Annotated in this window: 10 protein-coding genes; 3 read left to right on the top strand and 7 right to left on the bottom strand. The window is 67.8% G+C overall.

Annotated elements, in window-relative coordinates; translation table 11 throughout:
- Positions 1–349 precede the first annotated feature (349 nt).
- A complete protein-coding gene (locus tag AC04L7_RS06850) occupies positions 350–1,189 on the bottom strand; it encodes an endonuclease/exonuclease/phosphatase family protein (protein ID WP_435996040.1) in 840 nt (279 codons plus the stop codon).
- 89 nt (positions 1,190–1,278) lie between these two features.
- On the opposite strand from AC04L7_RS06850, the gene AC04L7_RS06845 reads away from it, so the two are divergent.
- Positions 1,279–2,118 carry a hypothetical protein gene (locus AC04L7_RS06845; RefSeq protein ID WP_475512732.1) on the top strand — a complete coding sequence of 280 codons (840 nt, stop codon included), beginning with the start codon at positions 1,279–1,281 and terminating at the stop codon, positions 2,116–2,118.
- Positions 2,115–2,525 carry a hypothetical protein gene (locus AC04L7_RS06840; RefSeq protein ID WP_435996036.1) on the top strand — a complete coding sequence of 137 codons (411 nt, stop codon included), beginning with the start codon at positions 2,115–2,117 and terminating at the stop codon, positions 2,523–2,525. The genes AC04L7_RS06845 and AC04L7_RS06840 overlap by 4 nt, the downstream gene beginning before the upstream one ends.
- Positions 2,526–2,546: 21 nt before the next feature.
- On the opposite strand, the gene AC04L7_RS06835 is transcribed toward AC04L7_RS06840, so the two are convergent.
- A complete protein-coding gene (locus tag AC04L7_RS06835; protein WP_296281314.1) occupies positions 2,547–3,113 on the bottom strand; it encodes a type 1 glutamine amidotransferase domain-containing protein in 567 nt (188 codons plus the stop codon).
- A 105-nt stretch (positions 3,114–3,218) separates the two neighbouring features.
- On the opposite strand from AC04L7_RS06835, the gene AC04L7_RS06830 reads away from it, so the two are divergent.
- Positions 3,219–3,638 (top strand): hypothetical protein, encoded by a 420-nt coding sequence (locus AC04L7_RS06830; RefSeq protein WP_435996033.1) that lies wholly within the window; start codon positions 3,219–3,221, stop codon positions 3,636–3,638.
- A gap of 51 nt (positions 3,639–3,689) precedes the next feature.
- On the opposite strand, the gene ubiB is transcribed toward AC04L7_RS06830, so the two are convergent.
- From ubiB to oleC, 5 genes are all read right to left on the bottom strand, one after another.
- Complete coding sequence (gene ubiB, locus AC04L7_RS06825; protein WP_299345042.1) at positions 3,690–5,342, bottom strand: ubiquinone biosynthesis regulatory protein kinase UbiB; 1,653 nt, start codon at positions 5,340–5,342, stop codon at positions 3,690–3,692.
- Positions 5,339–5,980 carry a ubiquinone biosynthesis accessory factor UbiJ gene (locus tag AC04L7_RS06820; RefSeq protein ID WP_435996031.1) on the bottom strand — a complete coding sequence of 214 codons (642 nt, stop codon included), beginning with the start codon at positions 5,978–5,980 and terminating at the stop codon, positions 5,339–5,341. Before AC04L7_RS06820 ends, ubiB begins: the two co-directional genes overlap by 4 nt.
- A gap of 115 nt (positions 5,981–6,095) precedes the next feature.
- Positions 6,096–6,254, bottom strand: coding sequence for a DUF1328 domain-containing protein (locus AC04L7_RS06815; protein ID WP_082563134.1), 159 nt, complete (start codon positions 6,252–6,254; stop codon positions 6,096–6,098).
- 156 nt (positions 6,255–6,410) lie between these two features.
- Entirely contained in the window at positions 6,411–7,412 is a 1,002-nt protein-coding gene (gene oleD / locus AC04L7_RS06810; protein ID WP_435996028.1) for a 2-alkyl-3-oxoalkanoate reductase, read from the bottom strand.
- Positions 7,409–9,052 carry an olefin beta-lactone synthetase gene (gene oleC, locus AC04L7_RS06805; RefSeq protein ID WP_475512731.1) on the bottom strand — a complete coding sequence of 548 codons (1,644 nt, stop codon included), beginning with the start codon at positions 9,050–9,052 and terminating at the stop codon, positions 7,409–7,411. Before oleC ends, oleD begins: the two co-directional genes overlap by 4 nt.
- Positions 9,053–9,104 lie beyond the last annotated feature (52 nt).

Raw genomic sequence — 9,104 nt, 5'->3', positions numbered from 1 at the left:
CCCATTGCGAGCCCCATTCGTCTCACATTGAGCTCTGCGCGCAAGGCTCCGGGCCTCATCGATGGCACTCGGAATCCCGACGATGGGCTTCCGAAAGCGATCGACGATGCCTTGGCATGCCATTGATCGGTTTCTGAGACCCATCTCTCTCACATTGAAAGCCATCGATGGCACATCCAGACCCATCGATGGGTTTCGGAAACCGATCGATCGCTTTCCGAAGGCCATCCCATCGCCTTCCGAATCCCATCGATGATGCTCGCGACGCCATCGATGGCACCTTGCGCCCCGCGTCTGGCATTCCGGGCCCCATCGTCGGGGCGCCGAGGGCGATCTTTTGCCCGAGCGGCTACGGCAGTCGCAGCGTCACCACCACCGGAAAGTGATCGGACGGATAGCGCTGGTGCCAGCGCGTCGTCACCGACGTGGCGGACTTCGGCGTCACGCCTTTCACGAAGATCCAGTCGATCCGACGATCCGCGGCGCCGGTGAATCCATGGAACGTGGCGTCGCTGCCCTCGACGCGCGGCGCTGTCGTCCATGCATCCTGCAACGTGCGGGCGAGCACCGCATGCGCCTCGCTGTCCGGCGTGGTGTTGAAATCGCCGGTCAGCACCACCGGCACGTTCGCGGGCAGTGTGGCGATGCGCTGCGCGATGGCGCTCGCGCCCTTCACCCGCGCTGCTTCGTCCTGCTCGCGGTACGGCAGGTGGGTGTTGAAGAAGTAGAAGCGCTTGCCGTCGCTGCGCTGCTCGAACAGCGCCCACGTCACCATGCGCGGATAGAGATGGTTCCACGTGATGCTGCCCGGCACGTCGGGCGTGTCGGATAGCCAGAAGTCACCGGATTCGACGACCTTCAGCCGGTCCTTCCGGTAGAACACGCCCATGTGCTCGCCGCCGCCATCGGCGTTGCGGCCACGGCCGAACCAAGCGTACTGCGGCAACTCGCTCGCCAGGTGTTCGGCTTGCAGCTTCACCAGCTCCTGCAGGCCGATCACGTCGGGCTGCTGCTCGCGCAACATGCGCACGGCGAGCGGCTTGCGCGTCCCCCAGTAATCCACGCCATCGCTTTCGACGGGCAGGCGGATGTTGAAGCTCATGATGCGGAGCGGTGTCTCGTCCGCGATGGCCGGCATGGCGACGGTGGCCAGGATCATCCCGATCAGTAGTGAACGCAGCAGTGGCATGGTGATCCTCCGGCTCGACTCGCTCCAGTATAAGAACTGCGGTAACGTCGCGCTCCATCGGGGAACTGGGAAGTTCGATCATGCAGGGAATGAAGTGCATTGCCGTCCGTTCCGCCTGGTTGCTGTCTGCTTTCGTCGCCGCGCCGTTCGCACACGCACAGGAGGAATCGCCTGCGCCTGTCGGCGACGCACAGGTCACCAAGGCGCTGCTCGATGCGGAAGCCACCGGGYGGGCGATCTACCTGCATGACCAAGCGGCAGCGGTCGCTTCCGATGCCGTAACCGGAATCGAGTCGTTCCGGGAAGACGGAAAGCGGGGACGATTGGGAGGCTGGATCACCGAACAGCGCGAGGAAGGCATCGTGGTGACCTTCGTCAGCAGCGAGCCGGTGCCTCGCGCAAGATACCGGGCTACGGTATCGGCTGACGGCCGCGTCGTGGGAGACGCCTTTGCGCTCGCCGAGCCCGCTGCATTGACGGAGTACGAACTGCGCGCCGCGCATGCGCGCACGACGGCGTCTACGGCGACGTTCGAGCCCTGCTCGCGGACGTACAACACAGTCGTGCTTCCAGCTGCCAACGACGCGAGCGGCTGGAATGTCTATCTGCTGCCCGGGACGACACAACCCGGCGTGGTCCCGATCGGCGGCAGCTATCGCCTTGATATCGATGCGTCGGGAGAGAACATCATCAAGCAGCGGCCCTTCACGCGGACCTGCATCGCACTGGAGAGCCCGCCCGAGGACAAAGCCAGAGAGACCGTCGCCCTGGCGATCACGCACTTGCTGGATCCCACGCCCACGGAAGTGCACGTGTTCTGGAGCCTGTGGGCACGAACACCGCTTTATGTAGCCACGTCCGAGGGCAACTGGCTGATCGAGGCGGGCAGCATCTCATTGGTGAGTCGCCGCGAGGCATCGACGAAATGAAGAAGGCCATCCCTTCCGCAACGTTCATTGCCTTGGTGCTGATGCATGCGACCGGAGCGGCTTCGGTGCCTGCGCCACCACCACCGGTCATGAGCGAGCAAGCGGCTGCGGCCTGCGCTCTCGCGCGTTTGAAGCCCTTTGTGGGCCCTTATGGCATACAGCAGCGCTGGCCGGTCATGACAGCGCTGCCGCAGGGTCGCCGGCACGCCGCTGGGGTCATGCTGTCCGACACCGGGCCGGTGGCGGATGGATACCAGCACTTCCTGCATGTCGACGTTCAGACGAATGCCGTCTACATCGTGCAACAGGGCGGCTTCGCCGGCACGACCAAGGTCTACGGCCCGCTGCCGTTGCCGTACTGCAAACCGGGTCCCGCGCCGACCAGTAAACCCGCCTCGCCGCACTGACCGGCGAGGCGTCCCGCCGGATCAGGCCGATCGTCGCTGTCCGCTGTGCTGGCCTTCGGCGATCTCCTCCACCAGCTTGGCGCAGAACGCAGGCAGGTCCTTCGGCGTACGGCTGGTGACCAGGCCCTTGTCGACAATGACCTCATCGTCCTTCCAGTTCGCGCCCGCATTCTCCAGGTCCTTGCGGATGTTCGGCACCGACGTGACGGTGCGACCCTTCAGCACGTCCGCGTTGGCGAGCACCCAGGGACCGTGGCAGATCGCGCCCACCGGCTTGCCCGCCTCGAAGAAGTCACGGGTGAATGCCAGCGCCTGGTCGTTCACGCGCAGGGCATCGGGATTGAACAGACCCCCTGGAATGACCAGGGCGTCGTAATCCTTCGCACTCACCTCGGACAGGACGTGATCGACCGGCACCTGGTCGCCCTTGTCGAAGTGCTTGAAACCCTGGATGCGCCCGCTTTCCAGCGAGACGATGTCGACCTGGGCCTGGTGTTCCTTCAGGGCCCGCATCGGTTCGGTCAGCTCGGACTGCTCGAAGCCGTCGGTAGCGAGGATGGCGATGCGTTTGCCGGTCAGGTGGCTCATGGGGAGGACTCCCGTGCGAATGAAGCATCACCCTATCGCGCGCCGCGCGCACGCCACGCGAAGGAATCGTTGCGCCCGCGTCAACGCGGCAGCCGCCATGCTTCAATGGGGCCTGTCCCCCTCGAACGCGTCAGCATGCAGAACCGCGTGATCGTCGTGTTGCGCAGCGTCGCCGCGCTGGTGCTCGCCTTCCTCGCCATTCCGCTGGTGAACGTGGCCGGCGGCGAACTCGCCGCGCTGTTGGGCCTGCCTCGCGGGGGCGATGCGCGGCTGGCGTACGACCTGCTGTGGGTGTGCCTGGCCGGCGTGGCGGGCAGCGCGCTGATGGTCGGCGTCGCGGTGGTAGCGAAGACCGCGCATGCGTGGGCGCTGTTCGCGTTGTACCTGGCGCTGGATGTCTACGCGACGGGGTTGGCGTGGGATGACTTCCCACGCTGGTTCACTCTCGCCTGTCTGCTGACACTGCCCGTGCAGGTGTGGCTGGGCTGGTGGCTGGTGGTTGGGCGACGAGTGAGGAGCAAGTAAGGGCGTCGAAGCGTGCGCTCACTCCTCACGTCTCTTTCTTCGTTCCTCGCTTCATCGCCTGGGCCACGCCGCCAGCAGCGCCCACAGCCCGCCGATGCCGGCGATCCATGCGGAGGCGGGCACCGACAGGATGCTGGGGCCGCCTGCTTCCAGGCCATAGAGCACGGCCGCCACGATCAGCAGGCCGACGCCGAGGATGGCGGCGACCACGCGGCGCTGCATGCCCTTCATGGTCTGCGCGAGGTCGGTGAGGTCCTTCGAGCGCAGCGACAGTTCATGGCGGCCGTCCACCTGCTGGCTCAGCCAGGCGTGCACCAGGCGCGGCATGTCCGGTGCGTGCGTCATGATTTCAGGCAGCCGCTTGCGGAATTCCTGCGCGGCGCGCTGCGGGCTGTAGCGTTCCAGGAGGATGCGCTCGAGCACCGGCTTGGCCACGGCCCAGATGTCGATCTGCGGGTCCAGCTGGCGGCCCACGCCCTCGATGTTGAGCAGCGTCTTCTGCAGCAGGATCAACTGCGGCTGCAGCGTCAGCTCGTAGCGCTGCGCGGTGCGGAACAGCTTGGCCAGCACCTCGGCAAGCGAGATCTCGCTGAGCGGGCGGGTGAAATACGGTTCGCAGACGGCGCGTGCGGCGGCTTCCAGTTCGTCGATGCGGATGTGCGACGGCATCCAGCCGGCCTGCACGTGCAGCTCGGCGATGCGGCGGTAGTCGCGGTTGAAGATGGCCATGAAGTTCTCTGCGAGCCAGTACTGGTCGTCGCGCGAGAGCTGGCCCATGATCCCGAAATCCAGCGCGATGAAGCGCGGATCGGTCCTGCGTTCCGGGTCCACCCAGATGTTGCCGGCATGCGCATCGGCATGGAAGAAATTGTCGCGGAACACCTGCTGGTAGAAGACGCGCACGCCCTTGGCCGCCAGCGCGCGGCGATCGATGCCGGCGGCATCCAGCGCGACGATGTCGTCGGACGGAATGCCGCGCACGCGTTCCATGGTCATGGCGCGCTCGGCGGTGTGCGACCAGATCACCTCGGGCACGTAGAGGTCCGGCGACTCGGACCAGGTGCGCCGCAACAGGCTGGCATTGCCGGCCTCGCGCTGCAGGTCGAGTTCGGCCGCCAGCGTGTTCTCGATCTCGGCGACGATCTCGCGCGGGCGGATCTTGTCGGCATTCGGATGGGCGCGCTCGACGATGGCGGCGACGCTTTCCAGCAACGCGATGTCGCCGGCGATCTGCTTGCGGATGTCGGGCCGCAGCACCTTCACCACCACCTCGCGCCCGCCGGGCAGCGTGGCCGCATGTACCTGCGCGATCGAGGCGGACGCCAGCGGCGTCGTGTCGAAGTGTTCGAACGCCTCGTGGATGGGCCGGCCCAGTTCCTCTTCGACCAGCGCGCGTGCGCGATCGCCGTCGAAGGGCGCGACACGGTCCTGCAGCAGGGTCAGCTCTTCGGCGATGTCGGGCGGGATCAGGTCGCGGCGGGTGGACAGGATCTGGCCGAACTTGACGAAGATCGGGCCGAGTTCCTGCAGCGCCAGCCGCAGGCGCGCACCGCGTGCCTGCGCTGCGATTTCGGCCGATGCCCGCGGGACGAACGGGCGCGCCAGGCGGAGCCAGGGCTCGACCGGGGTACCGTCGAGCAGGTCGTCGAGGCGATAGCGCAGCAGTACCCGACCGATGCGGCTGGCCCGCAGCACGGACTTCATGCGCGATGCTCCACGCGCGCCGCCAGACGGCCTACGCGTACCGCCAGGCGCTCGACATCGTCGCGGATCGCATCGACGTCGTCATGGAAGGCATTGAGTTCCTCGCGGCCGACGACGTCGCGCGATTCCTCGGTGAGATAGTCGGCGGCGCTCTCGGCCAGGTTGGCGGAGGCCGTGCGCACCTGCTGCAGGCCGGCGCGGACCGCGTTCGCCACCTGCACGCCGATGACATCGCCGAACACACGGGTGAACGGCAACGACCAGTCGGGGTCGAAACGGGTAGCCAACGTCTGCAGCCGGCGCGCGAGGTCGGCATCGCCGGATACCTTGACCTTGCCGACGGGCGTGGCGTGGTCGCGGCGTAAGAAGGGCAATTGGCCCAGCAAGCCACCCAGCGTGCTCTGCACGGCCAGGTCGGCTTCGAGGACTTCACTGGCAGGTCCCACCTGCAGCAGACCGCCACCGACGGTGATGTCCATCGCGAGCGGCGGGGTATCGACCCTCAGCTGGATACGGCGACCTTCCAGCGGAAGCAACGCCGCGGACATGTCGGGATCCAGCGCCAGCGCCTGGTTCAGCGCGGTTTCCAGCGCCCGGCCGGCGAGGGGTTTCAGAACATCGAACGGAGACAGGTCCATGCCGTCATTCTAGCGGCAAACCCTGTACGCCCCGCCCGCCCGTCCGCCTGCTTCATGCAGGCTCGGGGCGGGCTCGACGGCATCATGCCGTCCCGGCGGAGAGAGACGGTATGCGTCAGACGCGCTTGCCGCGCAGCAGCGAGATGATCGCCAGGATCACGAAGACAACGAACAGCACCCACGCGATGTTGGTGGCGGCGCCGGCGATGCCGCTGAAACCCAGCACGGCGGCGATGAGCGCGATGACGAAAAAGATGATGGCGTAGCGCAGCATGGAAACTCCCTTTGGCATCTGGCCAGTGGTACAGCCGGTAGTGGCGTGCGCCATGCTGGTATGCCGGGAGTCATCGCCGCGTGAGTGTCCGGAGCGCCGATATGGACGGGCTTCAGCGTCGTGATTCGGACGTGAAGGAGAGCGGGCGGTGCGGTCTCAGACTGGATGGTCGCGCAGCCAGGCCCGCAGGCGCGCGAACCCTTCCTCCATCGACACGCGCGGTACGTAGCCGAAGTCGCGGCGCGCGGGCGCCATGTCGTACCAGTGCGCGGTACTCAGCTGCTCGGCGAGGAAGCGCGTCATGGGCGGCTCGCCCTTCAACGGCAGCACCGTCCATAGCGTCTCGCACACCGCGCCCACGCGATACGCGGCCTTGAACGACAGGTGCTTGTCCACGCGCGGCGCGCCGGCCGTTTCCAGCAGCGCGTCGAGCAGCTTGCGCATCGGCCAGGGCTCGCCGTTGGAGATGAAGTACGCCTTCCCTGCGCAGGCGGCGCCCGGCGCGAGATGGTCGAAGGCATCGAAGTGCGCCTGCGCGGCGTTGTCGATGTAGGTGGTGTCGACGTGGTTCTCGCCGCTGCCGACAATACGCAGGCGGCCGGCGCGCGCACGCGACACCAGGCGCGGGAGGATCTGGTGGTCGCCCGGGCCCCAGATCAGGCGCGGGCGCAGCGCGACCGTCGCCAGCGCAGCATCGTTGGCGGCGAGCACGGCCTTCTCGGCGATCGTCTTCGTCGTCGCGTACGGCGCCTTGAAGCCTTCGCCGTACTGCACGTCGTCAGCCGTGCCACCTTCGACCGGATGCGTGGCGCGGTGGGTCACGCTGGGCGTGGAGGTATAGACCAGCCGGCCGATGCCGTGCGCGCGGCAGGCATCGAGCACGTTCTGCGTRCCGACCACGTTGGCGTCGTGGTAGCTGCGATAGCTCCCCCACGCACCGGCCTTGGCGGCGTTGTGGAAGACCGCATCGACGCCATCGGCAGCGTGCCGMACCGCGTGCGCATCGGCGAGATCACCCTGCACCTGGCCCACGCCGAGTTCGCGCAGCACCGGGTAGTAGCCGCGATTGAGGCTGATGACCTCGTGCCCGCGCTCGACCAGGCCACGGCACAGTGCCTGGCCGAGGAATCCACCGCCGCCGGTGACGAGGATCTTCATGCGTGTTGCTCCTGTTGCGTGGCGGCCCACACGGCCAGTGTCTCGCGGCCGATCTTGGCGTTGTGGCGGATGTCGACGGGAAAGCCCGGGTGCGGCAGGAACACGCCGATGCGTGCGGTATGCGGAAGGCGCGCGCCGATCTCGCGCAGTTCGGCTTCGATGCGCACGTGATCGGCGACCACGCCGGGCATCAGCTCGTAGCACAGCACCGGCCGCTGCCGGCCCGCCTCGCCCACGCCGACCAGCGCGGTGCGGCGGACCTGTGGATGCGTGTTGAACACGGGCTCGACCTGCTCGGTGTAGAGCGGACCGTCGGCGGTCTCCACGCGCTGCGTCTTGCGMCCGCAGAACCACAGCCGGCCTTCGCCRTCGAAMYAGCCSACGTCGCCCATGCGATGCACGATGCGCTCGCTGCCGTCGGGCAGCGCTTCGCGGATCTTGGCGATCCGCGTGGCCGCGTCGCGGCGGAAATAGGTATCCGTGGCGGTGGGGCCGGCGACGGTGATTTCGCCGACCTCGCCATCGGGCACGACGACGACGTCGCGCCAGTCGGCGATCGGCGCATCGACGGTGCGGATGATGCGGACCTCGTTCGGCGGCACGGCGCGACCGACGCAGGTGCCGGCACCGGCTTCGGTCGACGCGCGCGTGGATTCCAGTTCGCGGCCTTCGATGACGGCAACGGGCAGGCACTCGGTCGCGCCGTACGGCGTCCAAAACTGCGCACCCTCGGGGAGCAACGTGCGGATCTTCGCCACGGTATCGGGCGGCACCGGCGCACCGGCGGACGTCACGCGCTGCACGGTGGGCAGCGGTGCGCCGTGGTCGGCGAGCACCTTCATCAACGCCGGCGAGCCGAACAGCTGGGTGACGCCGAAGCGCGCGATGGCCGCATGCAGTTTGTTCGGGTCGGCACTCGCGGGCCGGGTGGGATCCATGTCGGGGATCACCGAGGTCAGCCCCAGCGCGGGATCGAACAGCGCGAACGGCGGGAAGGTCGGCAGGTCCACGCCGCCAGGCTGCATGCCGAACGCGTTGCGCAGCAGTTCGATCTGGGCTACGAAATGGCGGTGGCGGTAGACCACGCCCTTCGGCACGCCGGTCGAGCCGCTGGTGAACAGGATGCCGGCCACATCGTCGGGCGACGTGTCGGCGAGCTGCGGACCCGCGCCACTGCCGCGCGCTTCGATCTTCGCCAGCGTGGTGYCGCCCCAGGCCCAGCGCGTGCCGACGGTGACGATCTTCTTCGCCGACCTGGCCCAGCCCAGCACGCGGCGCGCGACCTGGGCCAGCGGAATGCCGATGAAGGCCTCGGGCTCGGCTTCGTCCAGGCATTGCTTCAACGCGCGGCGGTCGATGCCGGGGTCCACCAGCACCGGCACGGCGCCGGCCTTGAACAACGCGAACATCAGCAGGAAGAACTCCGGCGTGGGCCGCACCATCACCACGGTGCGGCTGCCGCGGCCGATGCCGTACGCACCCAGGCCGGCGGCGATGGCGTCGCTGCGGGCATCGAGCTGCGCGTAGGTGAGCTCGCGGGTGTAGCGGCCAGCGCCATCGGGGCAGCGCATGGCCACGCGGTCGGGCTGCTCGCGGGCCAGCCGGGGCAGGCTGGCGGCGATGTTGCACGGATCGGTCATTCGGGCATTGTCGCCGCTGGGCGGTACTTGCGTCAGCCCGCGGCGTTGGCAG

This window comes from Pseudoxanthomonas sp. LjRoot204_2 (assembly GCF_056175765.1).
The sequence above is the reverse complement of the archived record's forward strand: the minus strand, read 5'-3'. Positions and strand labels throughout refer to the sequence as shown.